This window comes from Thioclava sp. DLFJ4-1 (assembly GCF_002020145.1).
Taxonomy (GTDB): domain Bacteria; phylum Pseudomonadota; class Alphaproteobacteria; order Rhodobacterales; family Rhodobacteraceae; genus Thioclava; species Thioclava sediminum.
The window spans coordinates 699,250-722,340 of sequence record NZ_MPZT01000001.1; the positions used below are offsets into that span (position 1 = coordinate 699,250).

At 65.1% G+C, this 23,091-nt stretch carries 23 protein-coding genes, 1 pseudogene and 1 riboswitch; of the genes and pseudogenes, 14 read left to right on the forward strand and 10 right to left on the reverse strand.

Annotated elements, in window-relative coordinates:
* Window positions 1–19 precede the first annotated feature (19 nt).
* Entirely contained in the window at window positions 20–1,321 is a 1,302-nt protein-coding gene (locus tag BMI85_RS03115; protein ID WP_078599467.1) for a homoserine dehydrogenase, read from the forward strand.
* A 275-nt stretch (window positions 1,322–1,596) separates the two neighbouring features.
* Entirely contained in the window at window positions 1,597–2,562 is a 966-nt protein-coding gene (gene glpX / locus BMI85_RS03120; protein ID WP_078599468.1) for a class II fructose-bisphosphatase, read from the forward strand.
* Between the two features lie 82 nt (window positions 2,563–2,644).
* Here the strand turns inward: glpX and gcvP are convergent.
* From gcvP to gltX, 4 genes and pseudogenes are all read right to left on the reverse strand, one after another.
* Window positions 2,645–5,485 (reverse strand): annotated as a pseudogene (gene gcvP, locus BMI85_RS03125) (aminomethyl-transferring glycine dehydrogenase).
* Window positions 5,486–5,490: 5 nt separating this feature from the next.
* Window positions 5,491–5,850, reverse strand: a complete 360-nt coding sequence (gcvH, locus tag BMI85_RS03130; RefSeq protein ID WP_078599469.1) for a glycine cleavage system protein GcvH — start codon at window positions 5,848–5,850, stop codon at window positions 5,491–5,493.
* 22 nt (window positions 5,851–5,872) lie between these two features.
* A complete protein-coding gene (gcvT, locus tag BMI85_RS03135) occupies window positions 5,873–6,976 on the reverse strand; it encodes a glycine cleavage system aminomethyltransferase GcvT (protein ID WP_078599884.1) in 1,104 nt (367 codons plus the stop codon).
* Between the two features lie 156 nt (window positions 6,977–7,132).
* Window positions 7,133–7,223: riboswitch (glycine riboswitch) on the reverse strand.
* A gap of 166 nt (window positions 7,224–7,389) precedes the next feature.
* The gene (gene gltX / locus BMI85_RS03140) at window positions 7,390–8,718 is read right to left on the reverse strand and encodes a glutamate--tRNA ligase (RefSeq protein ID WP_078599470.1); all 1,329 of its coding nucleotides are present in this window, start codon (window positions 8,716–8,718) and stop codon (window positions 7,390–7,392) included.
* Between the two features lie 97 nt (window positions 8,719–8,815).
* Between gltX and BMI85_RS03145 the strand changes: the two genes are divergently transcribed.
* Both BMI85_RS03145 and BMI85_RS03150 read left to right on the forward strand, forming a co-directional pair.
* Window positions 8,816–9,232, forward strand: a complete 417-nt coding sequence (locus BMI85_RS03145; protein ID WP_078599886.1) for a metallopeptidase family protein — start codon at window positions 8,816–8,818, stop codon at window positions 9,230–9,232.
* A gap of 112 nt (window positions 9,233–9,344) precedes the next feature.
* Window positions 9,345–10,262, forward strand: coding sequence for an MBL fold metallo-hydrolase (locus BMI85_RS03150; protein WP_246832470.1), 918 nt, complete (start codon window positions 9,345–9,347; stop codon window positions 10,260–10,262).
* 132 nt (window positions 10,263–10,394) lie between these two features.
* Here BMI85_RS03150 and BMI85_RS03155 read toward each other — a convergent pair whose 3' ends face one another.
* On the reverse strand, window positions 10,395–11,393 hold the full coding sequence (locus BMI85_RS03155) for a hypothetical protein (RefSeq protein WP_078599472.1): 999 nt from the start codon (window positions 11,391–11,393) through the stop codon (window positions 10,395–10,397).
* 19 nt (window positions 11,394–11,412) lie between these two features.
* Entirely contained in the window at window positions 11,413–11,622 is a 210-nt protein-coding gene (locus BMI85_RS03160; RefSeq protein ID WP_078599473.1) for a hypothetical protein, read from the reverse strand.
* Between the two features lie 116 nt (window positions 11,623–11,738).
* Here BMI85_RS03160 and BMI85_RS03165 point away from each other — a divergent pair, with 116 nt between their 5' ends.
* From BMI85_RS03165 to BMI85_RS03210, 10 genes are all read left to right on the forward strand, one after another.
* Entirely contained in the window at window positions 11,739–12,686 is a 948-nt protein-coding gene (locus BMI85_RS03165) for a 1-phosphofructokinase family hexose kinase (RefSeq protein ID WP_078599474.1), read from the forward strand.
* Window positions 12,687–12,748: 62 nt separating this feature from the next.
* Entirely contained in the window at window positions 12,749–13,510 is a 762-nt protein-coding gene (gene hisF / locus BMI85_RS03170; RefSeq protein WP_078599475.1) for an imidazole glycerol phosphate synthase subunit HisF, read from the forward strand.
* The gene (locus tag BMI85_RS03175) at window positions 13,507–13,818 is read left to right on the forward strand and encodes a phosphoribosyl-ATP diphosphatase (protein ID WP_078519676.1); all 312 of its coding nucleotides are present in this window, start codon (window positions 13,507–13,509) and stop codon (window positions 13,816–13,818) included. Before hisF ends, BMI85_RS03175 begins: the two co-directional genes overlap by 4 nt.
* Before the next feature lie 182 nt (window positions 13,819–14,000).
* Window positions 14,001–15,032, forward strand: coding sequence for an NADP-dependent oxidoreductase (locus tag BMI85_RS03180; protein ID WP_078599476.1), 1,032 nt, complete (start codon window positions 14,001–14,003; stop codon window positions 15,030–15,032).
* A 72-nt stretch (window positions 15,033–15,104) separates the two neighbouring features.
* Window positions 15,105–15,548: a TerB family tellurite resistance protein gene (locus tag BMI85_RS03185; RefSeq protein ID WP_078599477.1), complete on the forward strand. Its 444-nt coding sequence runs from the start codon at window positions 15,105–15,107 to the stop codon at window positions 15,546–15,548.
* 163 nt (window positions 15,549–15,711) lie between these two features.
* Complete coding sequence (locus BMI85_RS03190) at window positions 15,712–16,506, forward strand: amino acid ABC transporter ATP-binding protein (protein ID WP_078519679.1); 795 nt, start codon at window positions 15,712–15,714, stop codon at window positions 16,504–16,506.
* 32 nt (window positions 16,507–16,538) lie between these two features.
* Window positions 16,539–17,261 carry a transporter substrate-binding domain-containing protein gene (locus tag BMI85_RS03195; protein ID WP_078569472.1) on the forward strand — a complete coding sequence of 241 codons (723 nt, stop codon included), beginning with the start codon at window positions 16,539–16,541 and terminating at the stop codon, window positions 17,259–17,261.
* Between the two features lie 55 nt (window positions 17,262–17,316).
* The gene (locus BMI85_RS03200; RefSeq protein ID WP_078519681.1) at window positions 17,317–18,195 is read left to right on the forward strand and encodes an ABC transporter permease subunit; all 879 of its coding nucleotides are present in this window, start codon (window positions 17,317–17,319) and stop codon (window positions 18,193–18,195) included.
* On the forward strand, window positions 18,192–19,019 hold the full coding sequence (locus tag BMI85_RS03205) for an ABC transporter permease subunit (protein WP_078519682.1): 828 nt from the start codon (window positions 18,192–18,194) through the stop codon (window positions 19,017–19,019). The genes BMI85_RS03200 and BMI85_RS03205 overlap by 4 nt, the downstream gene beginning before the upstream one ends.
* Window positions 19,020–19,022: 3 nt before the next feature.
* Entirely contained in the window at window positions 19,023–20,354 is a 1,332-nt protein-coding gene (locus BMI85_RS03210) for a glutamine synthetase family protein (protein ID WP_078519683.1), read from the forward strand.
* Between the two features lie 93 nt (window positions 20,355–20,447).
* Here BMI85_RS03210 and BMI85_RS03215 read toward each other — a convergent pair whose 3' ends face one another.
* The 4 genes from BMI85_RS03215 to BMI85_RS03230 all read right to left on the reverse strand — a co-directional run bounded on the left by BMI85_RS03215 (window position 20,448) and on the right by BMI85_RS03230 (window position 23,068).
* Window positions 20,448–21,755, reverse strand: coding sequence for an MATE family efflux transporter (locus tag BMI85_RS03215; protein WP_078599478.1), 1,308 nt, complete (start codon window positions 21,753–21,755; stop codon window positions 20,448–20,450).
* On the reverse strand, window positions 21,748–22,272 hold the full coding sequence (locus BMI85_RS03220; protein WP_078599479.1) for a PaaI family thioesterase: 525 nt from the start codon (window positions 22,270–22,272) through the stop codon (window positions 21,748–21,750). The genes BMI85_RS03215 and BMI85_RS03220 overlap by 8 nt, the downstream gene beginning before the upstream one ends.
* On the reverse strand, window positions 22,269–22,727 hold the full coding sequence (locus BMI85_RS03225; RefSeq protein WP_078599480.1) for a PaaI family thioesterase: 459 nt from the start codon (window positions 22,725–22,727) through the stop codon (window positions 22,269–22,271). The genes BMI85_RS03220 and BMI85_RS03225 overlap by 4 nt, the downstream gene beginning before the upstream one ends.
* 65 nt (window positions 22,728–22,792) lie before the next feature.
* Window positions 22,793–23,068 (reverse strand): peptidase, encoded by a 276-nt coding sequence (locus tag BMI85_RS03230; protein ID WP_078599481.1) that lies wholly within the window; start codon window positions 23,066–23,068, stop codon window positions 22,793–22,795.
* Window positions 23,069–23,091: the final 23 nt, after the last annotated feature.

A 23,091-nucleotide genomic window follows, 5' to 3' on the forward strand; every position in this document is an offset into this window, starting at 1 on the left:
TTTCGCTCATGAGGTCCCTATGTCCGCCGTCTCAGATACCGCACCCTTGCGTCTTGGCATCGCGGGTCTCGGCACCGTGGGCATCGGTGTGGTGAAGATCGTGCAACGCCACGCCGATCTGCTGGCAGCCCGTGCGGGCCGCACGGTCGAAATTACCGCCATCACCGCACGCGATCGCACGAAGAACCGCGATGCGGACCTGTCGAGCTATGCATGGGAAGACGATGCGGTGACGCTCGCCAAGCGCGACGACATCGACGTCTTCGTCGAACTGATGGGCGGCCATGAAGGCCCCGCGAAGGACGCCACCGAAGCCGCGCTGAAAGCGGGCAAGGACGTGGTGACCGCGAACAAGGCGCTGCTCGCACATCACGGTCAGGCGCTCGCGGAACTCGCCGAAAGCCTCGGCCGCACGATCCGCTACGAGGCCGCTGTCGCGGGCGGCATCCCGGTGATCAAGACGCTGACCGAAGGGCTTGCCGGCAACGGCATCCGCCGCGTGATGGGCGTGATGAATGGCACCTGCAACTACATCCTGACGCGGATGGAAGATGCGGGCCTGCCCTATGACACGGTCTTCGAGGAGGCACGCGCGCTTGGCTATCTCGAAGCAGATCCGAACCTCGACGTGGGCGGGATCGACGCGGGCCACAAGCTCGCCATCCTCGCTTCCATCGCCTTCGGCACGCAGGTCGCTTTCGACGACGTGACGCTGGAAGGGATCGGGCGCATCTCGATCGACGATATCCGCCGCGCGGGCGATATGGGCTACAAGATCAAGCTTCTGGGCGTCGCGCAGATGACCGGCCGCGGGCTCGAGCAGCGGATGACACCGTGCCTGGTGCCCGCCACCTCACCGCTGGGTCAGCTGACCGGCGGCACCAACATGACCGTTCTGGAAGGCGACTCGGTCGGCCAGATCGTGCTGCGTGGCGCGGGCGCGGGCGAAGGCCCGACCGCGAGCGCCGTGATGGGCGATGTGATGGACCTCGCACGCGGGTTGCGGCTGCCGGTCTTCGGCCAGCCCGCAGACAAGCTTGAGGCCCCCACCCCGGCCGTCACCGCGATCCCCGCGCCCTATTACCTGCGCCTGCAGCTGTCGGACAAACCCGGCGCGCTGGCGAAGGTCGCGACCGTTCTGGGCGAGGCGGGCGTCTCGATCAGCCGGATGCGCCAATACGGCCATGCCGACACCTCGGCCCCGGTGCTGATCGTCACTCACAAGACGACGCGCGACGCAGTCGACGCCGCGATCGACGCCCTGCCCGCGACCCGCGTGGTCGAGGGCGAGCCGATCGCGATCCGCATCGAAGAGGTCTGAAAGGCCCGCAGCGCTCGGCCCTTTCCCGCCGGGCGCCGCCATCCCGACCGCGAGGTGCCACCGGACGGCGCGACGATGCGGGCCCGCCCCACGCACACCGGTTATTCGGCCGCCTATTTTCGCGACCTCAGGCGGCCCAAACCCCGCATTGCGTGCCATTTTTCACCGCAATAGCGGCTGGCCCCTCCTGTTAGCGTTCACGGGGTTGCCCTTCGCGCCCCCACAGGCTTTACCTATGCCCGGCCCACAACGCCTAGGCAGACAGGAAGACCCAAATGACCCCTCCGAGTGATTTCAACGACCGCATGCTTTCGCTGGGCCTCGCCCGCGTGTCGGAAGCGGCTGCTCATGCCTCCGCCGACCTGATCGGTCGCGGCGACGAGAAGGCTGCCGATCAGGCGGCGGTGAACGCGATGCGCGATCAGCTCAACAAGCTGGAAATCCGCGGCACCGTGGTCATCGGGGAAGGCGAGCGCGACGAGGCTCCGATGCTCTTTATCGGCGAGGAAGTCGGTCAGGGCGTCGGCCCGGAAGTGGATATCGCGCTCGACCCGCTGGAAGGCACCACGCTGACCGCGAAGGACATGCCCAACGCGCTGACCGTGATCGCGATGGCGCCGCGCGGCACGATGCTGCACGCGCCCGACGTCTACATGGACAAGCTGGCCATCGGCCCGGGCTACGAGAAAGACGTGGTCTCGCTCGACATGACCCCGACCGAGCGCGTTCAGGCGCTGGCCAAGGCCCAAGGCGTGGAGACCAAGGACATCGCGGTCTGCATCCTCGACCGTCCGCGCCACGAGGACATGATCGCCGAGGTCCGCGAGACCGGTGCGAAGATCCGCCTGATCACCGATGGCGACGTGGCGGGCGTCATTCACTGCGCCGAGCCCGATTTCACCGGCATCGACATGTATATGGGCTCGGGTGGCGCACCTGAGGGTGTGCTGGCGGCCTCGGCACTGAAATGCATGGGCGGTCAGATGTGGGGCAAGCTGTTGTTCCGCAACGACGACGAGCGTGGCCGTGCGAAGAAGGCCGGGATCACCGATCTCGACAAGGTCTATACGCGCGACGAGATGGTGCGTTCGGACGTGATCTTCGCCGCGACCGGTGTGACCAACGGGTCCATCGTGAAGGGCGTGAAGCGCGAGCCGACCTATATCGAATCCGAGACGATGCTGATGCGGTCGAAAACCGGCTCGCTGCGCCGCGTGATCTACCGCAACCCGGTGAAGTAACCGGCGCGTCTGGATATTTTTTTCGAGAAGAAGAGAAAGGCCGGAGCGCGATGCTCCGGCCTTTCTTCATTCTGGCTGGCGGTTACTCCGCCGCGTCGGCATAGCTCTCGACCGGCGGACAGGTGCAGATCAGGTTGCGGTCGCCGAAGACGTTGTCGACCCGGCCCACGGGCGGCCAGTATTTGTCGACGCGGAAGGCGCCTGCCGGGAAACAGCCCTGTTCGCGGGTGTATTTCCGGTCCCAATCGGCCACGAGGTCTTCCACCGTATGCGGCGCATGGCGCAGCGGGCTGTCCTCGGGGGTGATCTCGCCCGCCTCGATCTCACGGATCTCGTCACGGATCGAAAGCATCGCGGTGATGAAGCGGTCGATCTCGGCCTTGGTCTCGGATTCCGTGGGCTCCACCATCAGCGTGCCGGCGACCGGCCAGCTCATCGTGGGCGCATGGAAGCCGTTATCCATCAGGCGCTTGGCGATGTCGTCCACCGTCACGCCCACCTCCGCGAAGGGCCGCGTGTCGATGATACATTCATGCGCGACACGTCCGCGGTTGCCCATGAAGAGGATCGGTTAGCCCTCTTTCAGCTTCGCGGCGATGTAGTTCGCAGCGAGGATCGCGACGCGGGTCGCCTGCGTCAGACCCGGCCCGCCCATCATCAGGATATAAGCCCAAGAGATCAGCAGGATCGAGGCCGAGCCGTAGGGCGCGGCACTCACCGGCCCCTCCTCGCCGCCCGTCTCCGGGTGGCCCGGAAGGAAGGGCGCGAGGTGCGACTTCACCCCGATCGGCCCCATGCCGGGACCGCCGCCGCCATGCGGGATCGCGAAGGTCTTGTGCAGGTTGAGGTGGCTGACGTCCGAGCCGATCTCGCCCGGCTTCACCAGCCCCACCAGCGCGTTGAGGTTGGCGCCGTCGAGATAGACCTGACCGCCATATTCGTGCGTGATGTCGCAGATGCGCTTCACGGTCTCCTCGAACACGCCGTGGGTCGAGGGATAGGTGATCATGCAGGCCGCGAGCTTGTCGCCCGCCTCTGCCGCTTTCGCCTCGAAATCTTCCAGATCCACATCGCCATTGGGCGCGGAATTCACGACGACGACCTTCATCCCCGCCATATGCGCCGAGGCCGGGTTCGTGCCATGCGCCGACATCGGGATCAGGCAGACATCGCGCTGATCGTCGCCATTGGCGCGGTGATAGGCAGCGATTGTCAACAGCCCCGCATATTCCCCCTGCGCGCCCGAATTGGGTTGCATCGAGAACGCGTCATAGCCGGTGATCTCGCACAGCTTCGCAGTCAGATCGTCGATCATCTCCGCATAGCCCTGCGCCTGATCGAGCGGCACGAACGGGTGCAGCGAGCCGAATTCCGGCCAGGTCAGCGGCATCATTTCGGCGGCTGCGTTGAGCTTCATCGTGCAGGACCCGAGCGGGATCATCGCGCGATCCAGCGCGAGGTCACGATCCGAGAGACGACGCATGTAGCGCATCATCTCGGATTCGGCGCGGTTCATGTGGAAAACCGGATGGGTGAGGTAATCGCTCTCGCGCAGCAGCGCATCCGGCACCGCCGGTTGCGTGGCCTTGGGCGCCGCTTCGGTGATCCCGAAGGCGTCGAGCACCTTGGCCACCACGCCCGGATCGCTGGTCTCGTCGAGCGAAATCCCGACCCGGTCGCGGCCCACCTTGCGCAGGTTGATCCCGCGATGACGGGCGGCGGCGAGGATGCCCTGCTGGCCCACGCCCACCTCGACGGTGATCGTATCGTAGAAATTCGCGGGCTCCACCAAGGCGCCTGCCGCTTTCAACGCATCGGCCAGCTGCACGGTCAGAAGGTGCACGCGTTCCGAGATCGCACGCAGCCCGACGGGGCCGTGGAAGACCGCGTAGAAGCTCGCCATCACGGCCAGAAGCGCCTGCGCGGTGCAGACGTTCGAAGTCGCCTTCTCGCGGCGGATGTGCTGCTCGCGGGTCTGCAGGCTCAGGCGGTAGGCGCGGTTGCCGTGGCTGTCGATCGACACGCCGACGATCCGGCCCGGCATCGCGCGCTTCATCTTGTCGGTGGAGGACATGAAGGCCGCATGCGGGCCGCCATAGCCCATCGGAACGCCAAACCGCTGCGCGGAGCCGACGGCAATATCGGCTCCCATTGCGCCCGGCTCTTTGAGCAGGCACAGCGCCAGAAGATCGGTCGCGACCACGGCCACGGCTTTCGCGGCATGGAGCGCCTCGCATTCGGCGGTGAAGTCGCGGACATGGCCATAGGTGCCCGGATATTGGAAGATCGCGCCGAAGACCTTCTCGGCCTCAAGCGTCTCGGGCGCGCCCACGATCACTTCGATCCCGAGCGGCTCGGCGCGGGTCTGGATCACGCCGATGGTCTGCGGGTGGCAGTTCTCGTCGACGAAGAAGGCGGTGGCCTTCGACTTCGACACGCGCTGCGCCATCGCCATGGCTTCCGCCGCCGCCGTCGCCTCGTCCAGAAGCGAGGCATTGGCGACCGGCAGGCCGGTCAGGTCCGACACCATCGTCTGGAAGTTCAGAAGCGCCTCAAGACGGCCCTGCGCGATCTCGGGTTGGTAGGGCGTGTAGGCCGTGTACCAGGCCGGGTTCTCGAGGATATTGCGCTGGATCGCGGGCGGCGTGACGGTGCCGTAATAGCCCTGCCCGATCAGGCTGGTCATCACGCGGTTCTTCTTCGCGACGCCTTCCATCTTCTGCAGGAGGCCATATTCGGTCAGCGGCGCCCAGCCCAGCGGCTCGGCCTGACGGATGCTTTTCGGCACCGTCTCGGCGATCAGCGCGTCGAGGTCCGGCGCCCCCACGGCTTTGAGCATCTCCTCCATCTCGGCCGGTGAAGGCCCGATATGGCGGCGATTGGCGAAATCGTAACTGTCGTAAGTCGTGGGGGTGAAGGTCATGGATATTACCCGATGAAGTCTTTGTAAGCGGCCTCGTCCATGAAGCCGTCGAGCGCGGAGGCGTCGGCGAGTTTCATCTTGAAGAACCACGCCTTGCCCAGCGGGTCTTCGTTCACCAGGCCCGGATTGTCGGCCAGATCCTCGTTGATCTCGACGATCTCGCCACCCAGCGGCGCGAGGATGTCGGAGGCGGCCTTGACCGACTCGATCACGCAGATCTCGTCGCCCTTTTCGACCGTGTCGCCCACATCGGGCAGCTCGACAAAGACGACATCGCCCAATTGCTCGGAAGCGTGCTCGGTGATGCCGACGATCACAACGTCGCCTTCAGTTTTGAGCCATTCGTGGTCTTCGGTGAATTTCATGTAACGTCTCCCGATTGGTTGTTCAGCGTTTGTAAGTGGCAGGACGGAAGGGCATCGGCACGACCTTGGCGGGCAGACGCTTGCCGCGCACCTCGCCATAGACGGTGGTGCCTTCGAGCGTTTCGGCCGGCAAATAAGCCATCGCCATCGGTGCCTCGATCGAGGGACCGAAACCGCCCGAGGTCACGCGTCCGATCGGATCGCCCCCCTCGGCCTCGGCGAAAATCTCGACGCCTTCGCGCATCGGTGCGCGGCCCTCGGGGCGCAGGCCGAGGCGCAGGCGGCTCGGTCCGTTTTCCAATTCGCTCAGGATGCGATCCGCGCCGGGGAAGCCGCCTTCGCGCTCCCCACCCTTGCGGCGCACCTTCTGGATTGCCCAGGCGATGTTGCCCTCGACCGGGGTCGTGGTGGTGTCGATATCGTGGCCGTAGAGGCAAAGCCCCGCTTCGAGCCGCAGGCTGTCGCGCGCGCCCAGTCCGATCGGCTCCACCGCCTCATCGGCGAGCAGCTTGCGGGCGAATTCCACCGCGCGGTCGGCAGGCACGGAAATCTCGTAGCCGTCTTCACCGGTATAGCCCGAGCGCGAAATCCATAGCTCCGCCCCGTTCCAGTGATAGATGCCCACATCCATGAAGCGCATCTTGGCGGTGCCGGGCACCAGCGCCTCCAGCACGCCCTCGGCGGCGGGCCCTTGCAGCGCCAAGAGCGCGCGGTCGGTGAGTTCCTCGACCGATTCCAGATGCGCCCGCATGTGGGCGATGTCGTCTTCCTTGCAGGCCGCGTTCACCACGACGAACAGATGATCGCCACGGTTCGCCACCATCAGGTCATCGAGAATGCCGCCATTCTCATCGGTGAACATCGCATAGCGCTGACGGCCCTCTTTCAGACCCATCAGGCTGACCGGCACCAGCGCCTCGAACGCCTCGGCAGCGCCTTCGCCCGGCACGATCACCTGCCCCATGTGGCTGACATCGAACAGCCCCGCCTTCGCGCGCGTGTGCAGGTGTTCCTTCATCACGCCCAGCGGGTATTGCACGGGCATCTCGTAGCCCGCGAAAGGCACCATCTTGGCGCCCAGCTCAACATGCAGATCGTATAGCGGTGTGCGTTTCAACTCGCTCATCGCGGCCTCCCCTTCAGCCGGATGATCCGGCATCGATTCATGAGCCTTCCGGCTCGCCCGATGCCCCCTCTGTCCGTGCCTGCGATGCAGACGCCTGAGATCGTTATCCCTTCGGCGGATGCCGCGATTGCGCGCAGCATCACTCTCCAGAGTCCTTCGTCGGGCACGGTCCTTTTGCCTGAGAGTTTACCGGGGCGGTTGCTCCTTCGGCACCGAGGTTTCCCCCGGATTCTCCCGTATCCGACTTCTCCCGATTACCTGAGGCCCCGCGCGACTGACAAGCCCCAATCGCCAAAAGCGCCGCTTTACCGCCGAAAACGACCTCACGAGGTCGCGAATTGCCCAAACAAAAAGCGCGAGGGGCTCTCCCCTCGCGCTTTTGGAATTGGTTTTGCGAGCCTGCGGCGGAGCCGTCAGCCGCGCGCCGGAACCTTGTGCAGAAGCGGCATCAGCTCGCCCATATCGGGCCCGTGCGCCATGCCGGTCACGGCCTTGCGCAGCGGCATGAACAGCCCCTTACCCTTGCGCCCGGTCGCCTCTTTCACCTCCGAGGTCCAGTCCTTCCACGTGGTGTCGGAATAGGGCGGCGCGGGCAGCATCGTCATGGCCTGCGCGATGAAGTCGCGATCTTCCTCGTCGATCGAAGGCTCCGCGCCGTTCAGACACAGATCGGCCCAGCCCTTCAGATCGTCGAGCTTGTCGATATTTTGCGAGGCGACCTTCCAGAAGCGCTCGCGCTGATCCTCGGGGATGCCGAGCTCCGCGATGCGATCCGCCACGGCCGAGAACGGCAGGTGCTGGTTGCGCGCACGGGTCAGCGGGATCAGATCCGCCGGATCGAATTTCGTCGGCGCCGAGCCGAAATGGTTCAGTTCGAACCCGTCGGCCAGCTCGTCGATCGACATTTTCAGCTCGATCGGCTGGCTCGAGCCCAGACGCGCCATCATCGACAAGAGCGCCTCGGGGGCGATCCCTTCGGCGCGCAGATCGCGGATCGAGAGCGCGCCAAGACGCTTCGACAGTTCCTCGCCCTGCGGGCCGGTCAGCAGCGAATGGTGCGCGAAGCTAGGCACCTTGCCGCCGATCGCCTCGATGATCTGGATCTGCGTCGCGGTATTGGTGACGTGGTCGCCGCCGCGCACGATATGGGTGATGCCCATATCCGCGTCGTCGACCGGTGAGGCGAAGGTATAGAGCACCTGCCCCGAGGCCTTGATCAGCACCGGATCGGACACGGAGGCCGCATCGATCGACAGATCGCCGAGGATGCCGTCTTTCCACTCGATCCGCTCGAGCTCGAGCTTGAAGCGCCAGTAACCTTCCTTGCCTTCCGCGCGCATCGCGTCTTTTTCGGCATCCGACAGATGCATCGACGCGCGGTCATAGACCGGCGGCTTGCCCATGTTGAGCTGCTTCTTGCGCTTGAGGTCCAGCTCGGTCGGGCTCTCGAAACATTCATAAAGCTTACCGTCGGCCTTCAGCTGCTCGGCCACTTCGGCATAGCGGTCGAGACGCAGCGACTGACGCTCTTCGCGGTCCCATTCGATGCCGAGCCATTCGAGGTCCTGCTTCAGCGCGTCGATATATTCCTGCTTCGAACGCTCCTGATCGGTATCGTCGAGGCGCAGGATGAATTGACCGCCGGTCTTGCGGGCGATCAGGTAGTTCATCAGCGCGGTGCGCAGGTTGCCGACATGGATATAGCCGGTGGGCGACGGGGCGAAACGGGTAACGGTGGTCATCTGGGCAAACTCCTGTTGGCGCCTGCTCTTTCACAAGGCGGCCCGTTTGTCCATATGAGGGGCCATGCGGCGCGTGCAGAGCGGCTTGGAGGGTGCGATGAGCGAGGGTTACGACTGGGCGGAGGTCACGGCACCGGGCATCGAGGAGATCGAGGCGCTGGCCGAGGCCGCACGCGCGGCGCTTCCGCCGGAATTCGCCCGCGCCGCGCAAGCTGTCGCGATCCGGGTGGAAGACTTTGCCTCCGAGGCGATGCTTGCCGATCTGGGCATCGAGAACCCTTTCGAACTGACTGGGCTCTATGACGGCATCCCGCTGACCGAGAAATCCGTGATGGACCCCGGCGGCCACACGGATGTGATCTGGCTCTTCCGCCGCCCGATCCTCGACGAGTGGGTTTCGCGCGGCAACGAGCCCCTCGGAACCCTCGTCACCCATATTTTCGTGCATGAATTGGCGCATCATCTGGGGTGGTCGGATGGCGATATTTCCTCAATCGATCGCTGGTGGGAGTGAACCGAAGCGGCTCACGCAACGTTCACGACTCTGTGGAAGCGGCGCAATGCGCTAGACTTCGACCTGCGAAGACCAACCATCGAGAGGGAGAGACCCGATGACCAGGACCTTCATGACCCGCCGTACTGCCCTGAAAACCGCCGCTTTCCTGCCCGCCGCCCCCGCGCTTCTGACCGGGACCGGCGCCGCCGCGCAAAGCTCGAACGAAGCCCCGCCCGCGATCCCGCGTTATCGCCGGATGCAGATGGGCGACCTGACGATCACCACGCTGCTCGCCGGATCCCGCGAGTTGGAAAACCCGCAAACGATCTTCGGCATGAATGCCAGCCCCGAAGACTTCGCGGCCGTCTCGGAAGCCGCCTATATCCCCGCCGACAAGTCGTTGAATTTCTTTACTCCGACGCTGATTGAGACCGGCTCGGAGAAGATCCTCTTCGACACCGGCCTGTCGCCAGATGGCATCACCTCGGCGCTTTCCGCCGCCGGACACGCGCCCGAAGACATCACCCATGTCGTGATCACCCATATGCATGGCGACCATATTGGCGGGCTGATGGGCGATGGCGGCGAGACCTTCGCCAATGCCGCCTATATCACCGGGCAGAAAGAATTCGACCATTGGTCGAATGCGGGCAACGACACGTTCGAAGCCAAGGTCCGTCCGCTGGCCGAGAAGATGAGCTATCTCAAGGGTGGCGATTCGGTCGTCTCCGGCATCTCGGCGGTCGAGGCCTTCGGCCACACACCGGGTCATATGGCATTCATGGTGGAGTCGGGTGGCAAGGGGCTGATGCTCGCCGCCGATACCTCGAACCACTATGTCTGGTCGCTTCAGCGTCCCGATTGGGAAGTGAAATACGACATGGACAAGGAGATGGCCGCGAAGACCCGCAAGGAACTTCTGGGCCGTGTCGCCGCCGACAAGCTGGCCTTCATCGGCTATCACATGCCCTTCCCAGGCGTCGGCCATCTCGAGGCGCTCGACACCGGCTTCCACTTCCATCCGATCACCTATCAACTCAACGTTTGATCCGTGATGCATGCGAGTCTAACTCGCACGGAGAATTTCAGGCGCGCGCCCGACCGGCGCGCGCTTTTCTTATGTCATCCCGCTCTGAGAGGGGCACGCCCCTAAGGGCCACGACTGGCTGCGCCCCGCCCGTCAGGCGGCGGCATCGCCCTCATGCAACTCCATGCGCACAAGGGTCTGGTTGAGCAGGATATAGGCGATCTCGCCGAAAGTGACGGGGCCGGTGAAGCCGCCGGTGCGCTGTCCTTCCAGCTCGCCGTAGAGATAGTTCAGAATACAGTTGCACGAATATTCGTTGGCGCCTTTGCCCCCCGCGCCTTCAGCGAAAGCCTGCGCGTAGGAGCCCAGCGCCTGCGCCAGACGGTATTCGACCCCTTCGACAACGGGGGCGTAGAATTTCACCCTGCCTGCCTCGGCATCGACCTCCTGGATCGAGACATTGACGAGCGTGCCTGCGTAATTTGCGACCAGTGGCAGGCGGGTGTCGATCTCGTGCTCGGTGATGTAGCGGGCGAGATTGACCTCTTGCCCCTCGACCGTCGCCACCTCGGCTTCGAACCCCGCCTTCGGGAAGGTGAAGGTCAGCGCCTCGGCCTCGCCTTGGGCGAAGATATTGAGGATGTCGAGATCGGCCGCGACACCATCGGGCAGCTCGACATGCAGCAGCACCGCCCCTTCGTCATGCGCCACCCCCGTCGCGCCGTCGAACACCTTCGGCGCGCGTTTGCCCAGCTCATCGAGATGCACCCCGGTGATCCAGCCCGCCAGCGGCTGATCGAAGAGACCGGGATAGCCTTGCCCCTCCACCGCGAAGTCGGAATGCGCCACCGAGAAGGCGGGGATCATGATCATGGTGAAGCCATTTTCGGCGTAGCCTTCGGAAATCTTCGGCAGTTCGCCCACCTCGAGCCAACGCTGCGCTGCGCCCGTCGCCCGCTCGAACCGGGTGCAGAACAGCTTGTCGCGCACCATCGCCCCGCCCTCTTCAGTGACGAAATAAACGGTGGTGCCACCGATCCATTTGCCGCGCGGGAGCTGCGCCAGAAGCGCCTCGTCCCCCGCCACGACCATGACGTCACCCGCCTCGATCCGCGCGGTGGCCTCGGCCACGCTCAACATCTCATTTTTCATCCCGGATCCCCTCTCGAGCCTAGAACGCCGCGACATCGCCGGCGGCAAAAGCATTTTTCGTCACGAACTCACGCAGCTCCGCGATCTTCTCGCCAAGCGAGGCCGGGCGCGCGGCCACCTCGCGACGCAAGCGCGCAATCAAAATCTTCGTCGCCAGCGATGCGGCACTCAAATCGCTCTGACTCGTCAAAACCCGCTTCCATCGCGGATCATCGGCACCCGGGACCATCCTCACACTCCTTTGAAACAGCACGGGTGAGGTCATAGCGCACCATCCCTTAACACTGCGTTGACAGGCGCGCGCCCCGCGCCGCAAAGTCGGGCTCTGGGCCAAAAGGAGACGCGATGACCTCGATCCTCACGATCACGCTCAACCCGACGGTCGATCTGTCGATCGAGACCCCCGAGGTCGCCCCCGAGCGCAAGCTGCGCTGCACGCGGCCGCTCACGGATCCGGGCGGCGGCGGCCTTAATGTCAGCCGCGCGATCGCCGCTCTGGGGGGCAATTCCACGGCTTTCGTGGCCCTTGGCGGGACAACCGGCGATCGGGTGATGCGGCTTCTGGCCGAGGCCGGGATCGCCGTCTTCCCCTTCCCCGCGCCGGGCGAGACGCGGATGAGCCTGACCGCCACCGACCAGAGCACGGGCGCGCAATATCGCTTCGTGATGCCGGGACCGGACTGGGGCGCGCGCGATGTCGCGAAGGCGCTCAGCCGGATCGCGCGGGCCGCGCCCGAAGGTGGGATCGTGGTTCTGTCGGGCTCGCAACCGCCCGGTGTGCCCGAAGATTTCCCCGCGCGTCTGGCGACGAAGATGGCGCGGACCAAGGCGCGGCTTTTCCTCGACACCTCCGGCGAGGCCCTGCACCAGCTGATGGAACGCAAGGCGCAACCTGCCGACGTGCTGCGGATGGACGAGCTGGAGGCCGAGGGGCTGGCGGGCCGCAAACTGCCCGAACGCCGGGATAGCGCCGATTTCGCCCAAGACCTCGTGCGGCGCGGGCTGGCCCATGCGGTGATCGTGGCGCGCGGCGCGGACGGCAATGTGCTGGCCACCAAGGATGCGCGCTGGTTCGCCGTGGCGCCGAAGGTCGACGTCGTGTCGAAAGTGGGCGCGGGCGACAGTTTCGTGGCCGCCTTCACCTTGGCGCTGGCCCGTGGCAAACCCTTTCCCGAGGCGTTGCAGCAAGGCGCTGCGGGCGCGGCGGCGGCCGTAACCACGCCTGCGACCGATCTGTGCTCGGCCGCGATGGTGCGCCGCCTTCTGCCGCATTGCCCGGTCGAGCCGGTCTGAGCACTCTGCCCCTTTGCCTCGCGGCACCTGCGCGTTATGAAAGCGCCAAAGGAGCGCCGCCCATGCTGAAGACCCGCATCATTCCCTGTCTCGACGTCGCCGATGGCCGCGTCGTGAAAGGCGTCAATTTCGTGAACCTGATCGACGCGGGCGACCCGGTCGAAGCCGCCAAGGCCTATGACGCGGCCGGCGCCGACGAGCTGTGTTTCCTCGACATCCACGCGACGCACGAAAACCGCGGCACCATGTTCGATCTGGTGACCCGCACCGCCGAGCAATGCTTCATGCCGCTCACCGTGGGCGGCGGTGTGCGCACCCATGACGACGTTCGCGCGCTGCTGCTGGCGGGCGCCGACAAGGTCTCGTTCAACTCCGCCGCCGTGGCCGATCCGAACGTGATCACCGAGGCCGCCGACCGCTTCGGCAGCCAGTGCATCGTCTGCGCGATCGACGCCAAGACCGTGGAGCCGGGCCGCTGGGAGATATTTACCCACGGGGGCCGCAAATCCACTGGCATCGACGCAGTGGAATTCGCGCGCACCGTGACCGCGAAGGGCGCGGGGGAAATCCTGCTGACCTCGATGGATCGCGACGGCACGCGTTCGGGCTTCAATCTGGAGCTGACGAAGGCGATCTCGGACGCGGTGGACGTGCCGGTGATCGCCTCCGGCGGCGTCGGCAATCTCGATCATCTGGTGGAAGGCGTGACGAAAGGCGGGGCTTCGGCCGTGCTCGCGGCGTCAATCTTCCACTTCGGCGAATACACGATCCGCGAGGCCAAGGAATACATGGCCGCCGCGGGCATTCCGATGAGGCTGCAATGAGCATTCTGGACCAACTCGCCGCGACCATCGAGAGCCGCAAGGGCGCCGATCCCGACACATCGTGGACCGCGAAACTGCTGGCCAAGGGCCCGGAGAAATGCGCCGAGAAATTCGGTGAGGAAGCGGTGGAAGCGATCATCGCCGCGGCGAAGAACGACCGCGAGAACCTGACCTATGAGGCGGCGGATGTGCTCTATCACCTCTTGGTGATGCTGGCGGCGCGCGACGTGAAGCTGGCCGATGTGCTGGCCGAACTGGAGCGCCGCGAAGGGACGTCCGGCATCGCCGAGAAAGCGGCCCGCAGCTAAGGGGCGCTGCCCCTCTGCCTTACGGCATTCACCCCGGGATATTTCTCAAGAGCGAAGGCGCGGTCCGCGCCTGTCTTCGCTCTTGCCGAAATATCCCGGGGGTGAGGGCTGCGCCCGAGGGGGCTGGCCCCCTTTCCCCGCGCGAACCGCGTGCTAGCTGGCCTCTCAAACAGGAGGCTTTCATGGCACAGACCACCGACACCAACCGCAAGATCATCCTCGCCGAGCGCCCGAAAGGCGCACCGAACGACAATACGCTGAAGCTGGAAACCGAGGCCGTGCCGCAACCCGGCAAGGGCGAGATGCTGCTGCGCACCGTCTGGCTGTCGCTCGACCCCTATATGCGCGGGCGGATGTCGGATGCGAAATCCTACGCGACCCCGGTCGAGATCGGCGGCGTGATGACCGGTCAGGTCGTGGCCGAGGTCATGGAGAGCGATGTCGCGGGCTTCTCGAAGGGCGACTTTGTGCTTTCGCCCTCGGGCTGGCAGGACTTCTTCGTCTCGGACGGCACGCAGGTGCTCAATCTCGGGCCGGAGCCGGAGAACCCGAGCTGGGCGCTCGGCATTCTGGGGATGCCGGGCTACACGGCCTATGCGGGGCTCTTGAAGATCGGCGAGCCGAAACCGGGCGAGACAGTGGTGGTTGCCGCCGCCTCCGGTCCCGTCGGTGCAACGGTCGGCCAGATTGCCAAGATCAAGGGCTGCCGCGTCGTCGGCGTCGCGGGCGGGGCCGAGAAATGCGCCCATGTCACCGACACGCTGGGGTTTGACGCCTGTATCGACCACCGTGCCGAGGATTTCGCCGAGCAACTGGCGGCGGCCTGCCCGGACGGGATCGACGTCTATTTCGAGAATGTCGGCGGCAAGGTGCTCTACGGCGTGCTGCCGCTTCTCAACCCCTTCGCGCGGATGCCGGTCTGCGGCATGGTCGCGTGGTATAATCTACAAGGCCTGCCCGAGGGGCCCGATCACGGCCCGCAGATCCTCTCGACGATCCTGCGCATGAAGGTGAAGGTGCAGGGCTTCATCATCTTCGACAGCTTCCCGATCGAGCTTTATCAGGAATTCTCCGAGGCGATGACCGGCTGGCTGAAAGAGGGCAAGGTTCAGTACAAGGAGCAGGTGGTGGAAGGCCTCGAGGCCGCGCCGCAGGGGCTCTACGACCTGCTGGAGGGCCGCAATTTCGGCAAGATGGTCGTGAAAGTCGGCTAAAAGCGAGGCACGCGCGCAGGGCTTTCGCATCCGTGACTTGCCCTGCGCCGCGCATCGCTTATCTCTATTCCTATGTTTGGACGCCTTTTCGATATGCTCAACGATCCCGCCCCCGATCCGATGGAGGGGGCCGATCGCGAATTGGCGCTTGGCGCACTTCTGGTGCGGCTCGCGCGATCGGATGAAAACTATACCGAAGAGGAGAAAACCCGGATCGACCGGGTTCTCGCGCAGCGCAACGGGCTCTCGGGCTTCGAGGCGACCGAGATGCGCAAGCGCGCCGAAGAGGTCGAGGCGGGCGCGCCCGACACGGTCCGCTTCACCCGCGCGCTGAAGGACAAGGTCGCCTATGAGGACCGCACCGGCGTGATCGAGGCGCTGTGGGACGTGGCGCTGGCCGATGGCGTGCGCGATGCTCATGAGGATGCGTTGATCCGGCTCGCGGCGAAGCTTTTGGGCGTTAACGACGTCGATTCGGCGGTGGCGCGGCAACGCGTCGAGGCCCGCCGCACCTGAATTCGATGGGCAAGGCAGCGCGGGGCGCGACCGCTCCGCGCCTGTTTTTTCCTCAGATGCTCGTGATTTCGGCCCCTTCCCCATCGTCAACCGGGCAGACGCAGTTGCATTCACCGGTCAAATCGCGCCAGATTGCGCGGATGGACAAAGAGAAGCTGCCTGCGTGACCCGAAACGAGCCTGCGCCCAAAGACGCGCCCGTCATCGAAATCCGTGACCTTTACAAGAGCTACGGCTCGCTCGAGGTGCTCAAGGGCGTCTCGATCACCGCGCCGCGCGGCCATGTGGTGTCGTTGATCGGCTCCTCCGGCTCGGGCAAATCGACCCTCTTGCGATGCTGCAACCTGCTTGAAGACAGCCAGAAGGGCGATGTGATCTTCGAAGGCGAGTCTGTGCATTGGCGTGGCGAGGGGCTCAATCGTCGCCCTGCCGACCGCGCGCAGGTCACCCGGTTCCGCACGAACCTGTCGATGGTGTTCCAGCAGTTCAATCTCTGGGCGCACATGACGATCTTGCAGAACGTGATGGAAGCGCCGGTGACGGTGCTGGGCCGCGACAAGGCAGAGGTCGAACCGCTGGCGCGCCAGTTGCTCGACAAGGTCGGCATCGGCGACAAATGCGACGCCTGGCCCGCGCAGCTCTCGGGCGGCCAGCAGCAGCGCGCGGCGATCGCGCGGGCGCTGTGCATGGAGCCCAAGGCGCTTCTCTTCGACGAGCCCACCTCGGCGCTCGACCCGGAATTGCAGCAAGAGGTGGTGAAGGTCATCAAGGACCTCGCCGCCGAACACCGCACCATGATCCTCGTCACCCATGACATGCGACTGGCGCGTGACGTCTCCGACCACGTCGTCTTCCTGCATCAGGGCAAGATCGAGGAAGAGGGCCCGCCAGAGGCTCTGTTCGGCGCGCCGAAATCGACGCGCCTGCAACAATTCCTGTCGGCCACCGCGCCGGCGTGAACCAACCCAAGACTTAACAACGGGGAACCAAAATGAAAAAACTGATCCTGACCGCTGCCATCCTCGGCCTCTCGGCCGGCGTCGCTGCGGCACAGACCGTCCGCATGGGCACCGAGGGCGCCTACCCTCCCTACAACTTCATCGACGATAACGGTGAAGTCGCGGGCTTCGAGCGCGAACTCGGCGACAAGCTGTGCGAGATGGAGAGCCTCGACTGCACCTGGGTCACCAATGACTGGGATTCGATCATCCCGAACCTGCTCTCGGGCAACTACGACACGATCATGGCTGGCATGTCGATCACCGCTGAGCGTGAGAAGACCATCGACTTCACCCAGGCCTATTACCCGCCGGCGGCCTCGTCCTACATGGCGATGGACCCGGGCGCGGATCTCAAGGGCGGCGTGATCGCGGCACAGACCGGCACCATTCAGGCGGCGCATGTCGCTGAAACCGGCGCGACGCTGGCCGAATACGCGACCCTCGACGACACGATCGCCGCCGTGAAGAACGGTGAGGCCGACGCGGTCTTCGCCGACAAGGACGCGCTCAAGCCCTTCGCGGGCCAGGACAACATGGAATTCGTGGGCGACGACGTGCAGCTCGGCAAAGGCATCGGCATCGGCCTGCGCAAGTCCGACACCGAGCTGAAGGACAAGTTCAACGACGGCATTTCCAAGCTGAAAGCCGATGGCACGCTCAACGAACTGCTTAAGAAGTATTTCGGCGACGACGCCCTGACCTTCAAGAACTGATCCAGAAAACGAGGCCGGGGCGGTATGAGCCGCTCCGGTCCCGACCGAAAGTCCGATGTTCGAAAGCTGTTCCGATCCTTCTGCCCTTCACGGGCTTGGCTGGCTGCTCTGCTACCTGACCACGGGTAAGCAGATCATGTTCTATGGCTCGTTCGGCATCGTGCTGATCCTGCTGGCCGTGACCGCGCCGGTGGCGCTGATCTTCGGCTTCGGCGGGGCGCTGGCCGCCCGGTCGAGCGCCGCCCCGCTGCGCTTTCTCGGACGGGGCTACATCGCGATGGTGCGCGGTGTGCCCGACATCATCTTCTTCCTTTTCGTGCCGATCGCGATGGACCAGGGGCTTGAGTACCTGAAGTCACGCGCGGTCTGCCCCGATCCCGGCCCAGCCTGGACGGGTAACGAATTCCACGTCTGTGCCTCCGCGAAAATCCCGCTCGGCACGGCCCCGCAATTCTATCACGAGGCCTATGGCTTCGCGCTGGCGGTGGTGGCTTTCTCCATCGTCTACGGCGCCTTCGCCGCCAACGTGCTGTTCGGCGCCATGCAGGCCGTGCCGCGCGCGCAGCTGGAGACCGCCGAGGCCTACGGGATGACACGCGCGCAGGTGAACCGTCGCGTGCTGATCCCGCAGATGTGGGCCTATGCGATCCCCGGCCTGTCGAACCTCTGGATGATCCTCATCAAGGCGACGCCGCTGCTGTTCCTTCTGGGCATCGAGGATATCGTCTACTGGGCGCGCGAACTGGGCGCGACCAAGTCGAGCATCTACGCCTATCCGCATCCCGACTGGCGTCTCTATTACTTCCTCGTGCTGCTGGTCTTCTATCTGGTGATGACCAAGCTCTCCGAGATCGTACTGGCCCGCATCAACCGCCGCCTCGCCTTCGGGCAGGCCACGGCTGCTGGTGAAGCGCTGAGAAAGGCGGACGCATGAGCTGCATTCAGACCATCGCGGATTACGGGCTGCGCTCCGTGGGTATCGGCGAGCGGCTGCTGCCGCGCTCCGATTTCACCATGTGCCAGCAATTCACCCTGATCGGCTCAGGGATGATCTGGAACCTCTATTTCGGCATCCTCGCTCTGCTCGCAGGGTTCTTCCTCGCCACGACGCTGGCGGTGGCGAAGAACTCCGATCGCGCGATCTTCCGCAAACCGGCGGAATGGTTCATCTTCCTGTTCCGCGGCTCGCCCCTCTTCATCCAGTTCTTCCTCGCCTACGAGGCCTTCGCGATGCTGCCCCGTGCGGGCTTCCCGATCCTCGGCATCACGGTCGCGACGGACTGGATCACGCGGGCCTGGGCAGGCGCACTGATTGTGCTGTTCTTCAACACCTCCGCCTATGCCGCCGAGATCTTCTACGGCGCGCTGCGCTCCGTGCCGAAAGGCGACATGGAAGCCGCCGACGCCTACGGCATGACCGGCTGGACCAAGTTCCGCCGCGTGACATGGCCCACGATGCTCCGGCTCGGCTGGCCCTCCTACACCAACGAGGCGATCTTCCTGTTCCACGCCACGACGCTCGTGTTCTTCTCGGGCTTCCCGGCGTTCCGGCAGGAGGGCGACGCGCTCTATTACGCGAAATATTTCGCGGACAAGACCTTCAACCCCTTCATCCCCTACCCGATCGCGGCGTTCTACTTCATCCTGCTTACGCTCTGCGTCATCGCGGTCTTCGGGGTGATCAACCGCCGCCTGAACCGCCATCTGCCGCAGGAAAGCCGCAAGCGCTTCCGGTTCAGGCCGCAGATTATCAGGTGACACATGAACTGGCTGCACGACCATCCCGACGTTCGCACGATCCGCGTGGCGGCGGCCGATCTCAACGGGGTGGCGCGCGGCAAGCGCCTGCCAGCCCGCTTCGCCGATAAGGTCTTCACCGAAGGGACGCGTTTCCCCTACTCGGTGATGAATCTCGACATCTGGGGCGAGGATGTCGAAGACAGCCCGCTTGTCTTCGAGTCCGGCGATGCCGACGGGCTTCTGATGCCGACCGAGCGGGGCTTCCTGCCGATGCCTTGGCTCTCGGCGCCGACCGCTCTGCTGCCGATCTGGATGTTCCATATGGACGGCAAGCCCTATGCGGGCGACCCCCGGCAGGCGCTGGCGCGCGTGGTGGAACGCTACAAGGCGCTGGGGCTGACCCCGGTGGTCGCGACCGAGCTGGAGTTTTTCCTGATCGACGACAGCGGCAAGACGCTGCGCGTGCCGCCCTCGCCCCGCTCGGGCAAGCGGCGCACCGGCGGTGAGGTGCTGAGCTTGCGCGCGCTCGACGCGTTCGACATCTTCTTCAGCCAGCTCTACGACGCCTGCGAGGCGATGGATATTCCCGCCGATACCGCGATCTCTGAAGCGGGTCCGGGGCAGTTCGAGATCAACCTTAGCCACCAGCCCGACCCGCTGAAGGCCGCCGATGACAGCTGGCTGTTCAAGATGCTGGTGAAAGGGCTGGCGCGCGCGCATGGCTTTGCCGCATCCTTCATGGCCAAGCCTTACGACGAATGGCCCGGCAACGGGATGCATATGCATTTCTCGGTGCTCGATGCCGAGGGCAACAACATCTTCAACGACGGCACGCCGCAAGGCTCGGACCAGATGCGCCATGCGGTGGCTGGGTGTCTGGCCGCGATGGAGGGCTCGGGCCTGATCTTCGCGCCGCATGAGAACAGCTATGACCGGCTCGTGCCCGACGCCCATGCGCCGACCGGCATCGCCTGGGCCTATGAGAACCGCACCGCGGCGCTGCGCATCCCGGCCTCGGGACCGCAGGCGCGCCGGATCGAGCATCGCGTGGCGGGTGGCGACGTGAACCCCTACCTGATGATCGCGGCGATCCTCGGCGCGGCCCTGATCGGGATCGAGGACAAGATGGAAGCGCCCGAGCCGATCAAGGGCAACGCCTATGCGCTCGACCTGCCGCAGATGCCCACCGACTGGGAAGCGGCGATCGACGCCTTCCAGAATTGCGAGATCATGCCGCGCATCTTCGACCGCGACCTGATCACCAATTTCGCCATGACCAAGCGGCAGGAGCTGCATTACATGGCGGAGCTGTCGGATCAGGAACAGACCGAGCTTTATCTGGATACGGTCTAAGGGGGCGCTGCCCCCTCGGGCTTCGCCCTCACCCCCGGGATATTTCTCCCAAGGGGAAGGGAGAGGCGGGGTGCAGGCAGAGGGGCCGCGCCCCTACCCGGCTGCCGCTTTCGCCTCGGCACGGGGATAGAGCCGCGCCATCGTCAGGCCGCGCGTGGCGTTGAGGATCATCAGCCCCGCCCAGAGCCCGTGATTGCCGAAAAGCGGGATCAGCACGAAAAGCGCGGCCGTGTAGATCGCGACCGAGATCACCATCGCGTTGCGCATCTCGCGGGTCAGGGTCGCGCCGATGAAGATGCCGTCGAGCATCCAGGCCGGGCCGCCGATCAGCGGCGCGGCGGCGATCCAGAACAGGTAGTCGCGCGCCTCGATGCGGACATTCGGGGCGGTGGTCATCAGGTCGATGATCGCAGGGCCTGCAAGCAGGAAGACCGCGCCCAGCGCGAGCGCGCCGCCGATCCCCCATTGCGAGGACACGATGCTCGCCCGGCGCAGCCTTGCTGCCGAATGTGCGCCCACAGCCTGGCCCACGAGGCTCTCGGCGGAGAAGGCGAACCCGTCCAGCGCGAAGGCGGTAATCTGCAGGAATTGCAGCAACACCTGATTGGCCGCGAGCGTCACATCGCCCTGCCCCGCGCCGAGGAACAGGAAGCTGGTGAAGCTCGCCTGCAGCAGGATCGAGCGCAGCATGATGTCGGTATTCACCCGCGCCATCGTCGCCAGTTTCACCCGGTCGAAGATTGCGCGCGCGCGCCACAAGCCGTTTACGAAGGCCGCGCGACAGAGCCACAGCGCCAGCACCACACCGCTAATTTCGGAGATCAGCGTGGCGCCCGCGACACCTTGCACGCCCCAGCCGAGGCCCAGCACGAAGAACAGATCCAGCCCCACGTTCAGCGCGTTCATCGTCACTTGCAGCAAGAGGACACCGCGCGTGCGCTCCAGCGCGATCAACCAGCCGGTGAAGGCGTAGAGCGAGATGGTGAGCGGCGCGCCCCAGATGCGGATCTGCAGGTAATCGCGGGCGAGACGTTCGACCTCGTCGCTCGCGGGGGCAAGCTGAAACGCGGCCCAGAACAGCGGGAGCTGCAGCACGATCAGGCTCAGCCCGGCAATGCCTGCGATGATCAGCGCGCGCATCAGCCCGGCGGAGACTTCGCCCGTATCGCCCGTCCCATGCGCCTGGCTCACGAGCCCGGTCGTGCCCATCCGCAGGAAGCCGAAGATCCAGTAGAGCGAGGACAAGATCACCGCGCCGATCCCCACCGCCCCGATCGGCGCGGGCAGGCCGATCTGGCCGACGACGGCCGTGTCGACCGCGCCGAGGATCGGGATCGTGGCGTTCGAAAGGACGATGGGCAGCGCGATTTTCAGAACCCGCGCATGGGTAATCTCAGCCATTGGCGAAGGTATCGTCCCGCGCGGGCATCAGGAAATGGCCGGTCGCTTGGGCAAAGATCCGGGTCCGGTTGTCCTGCCACGCCTCGACATGGACGCTGGCGTAACGCCGCCCCGAACGATTGACGCGGGCGCGCGCATAGGCGTCGCGCGGCAGGCCGGAGCGCAGGTAATCCACGGTGAAATCGATCGTCTTGGGCAGCCGCGGTAGGCTCTCGGGCGTGAGCGCGTCGAAATCGATCCGCCCCGCCTCGATATCGTCCCACAGGTAGGACCAGCTGAGTTCGATGATCGCGGTGACTTCGAGAAAGGCCGCCGTCGCCCCGCCATGGATCGCGGGCAGCATCGGGTTGCCGATCAGCTTGTCGTCATAGGACAGAACGCCGGTCAGCTCATCGCCGCGCCGGTCGAAGCCGATGCCGAGGAACTGCGCGTAAGGGATGCCCTCGACGAGCATTTTGAGCGCGCCGTCGCGGCGCTGCTTGACCTGCTGGACGGGTTCGGGCTTGGGACGGCTCATGCTTGCCCCTCCGATTTGGGCTTTTCGGGGCGCGAGACGGTGAAGGCGCCGGTGGCGGTCGCCACGGGCCGCTCGGCATCCTCGTCATGGGTGGTGGCGCGTACGAAGGCCACCGAGCGGGTGACGTGGTAGCATTCGGCCCGCGCGGTGATCCGCTGGCCGGGCGTCGCGGGGCGCATGTAATCGATGCGCAGATCAAGCGTCGCGGTGGAGGCCCCGGCCTGCGGATGGCTCATTACGGCGGCGCCTGCGCAGGTATCCATCAGCGCCGAGACCGCGCCGCCATGGATCACGCCGGTGCGCGGATCGCCCACGAAGCGCGTGTCATAGGGCATCGACAGGGTCGCGCAGCCGGGGCGGATCTCGTCCATCTGCATCCCCAGCGCGCGGGAATGCGGGATCGCCTCGATGAACTGGCGCGCCTGTTCGAGTATCTTGTCGTTCTGGTCGCTCATGAAATCATCCCCGAATGTCTTGCGCGACTATCCCCGCTGGCCGACGGGGTTACAAGACCCGCGCCTCAGCCCTGACCCTGCGACACAAGGAAATAGCGTGCGATCCCGTAAAGGTAGAAGCCGGTGAACATGATGTTGAGATATTTCAGCTGACGCTCGGTATGCAGCCAGGCGTGATAGGCCCAGATCATGCAGAACGGCAGGCTGAGAAAGAGATTGAGCGGGTACCAGTTCTGCACGATGGCGATGGTCGAGGCGATGCCGAGGGCCAGTGCGACCCATTTCATCTCTTGCTGATAGGCCGCAAGGCCACCTTCGCGCAGACGCAGTGCCGGACGCATGCCCGCTCCTTCTGACTGATACC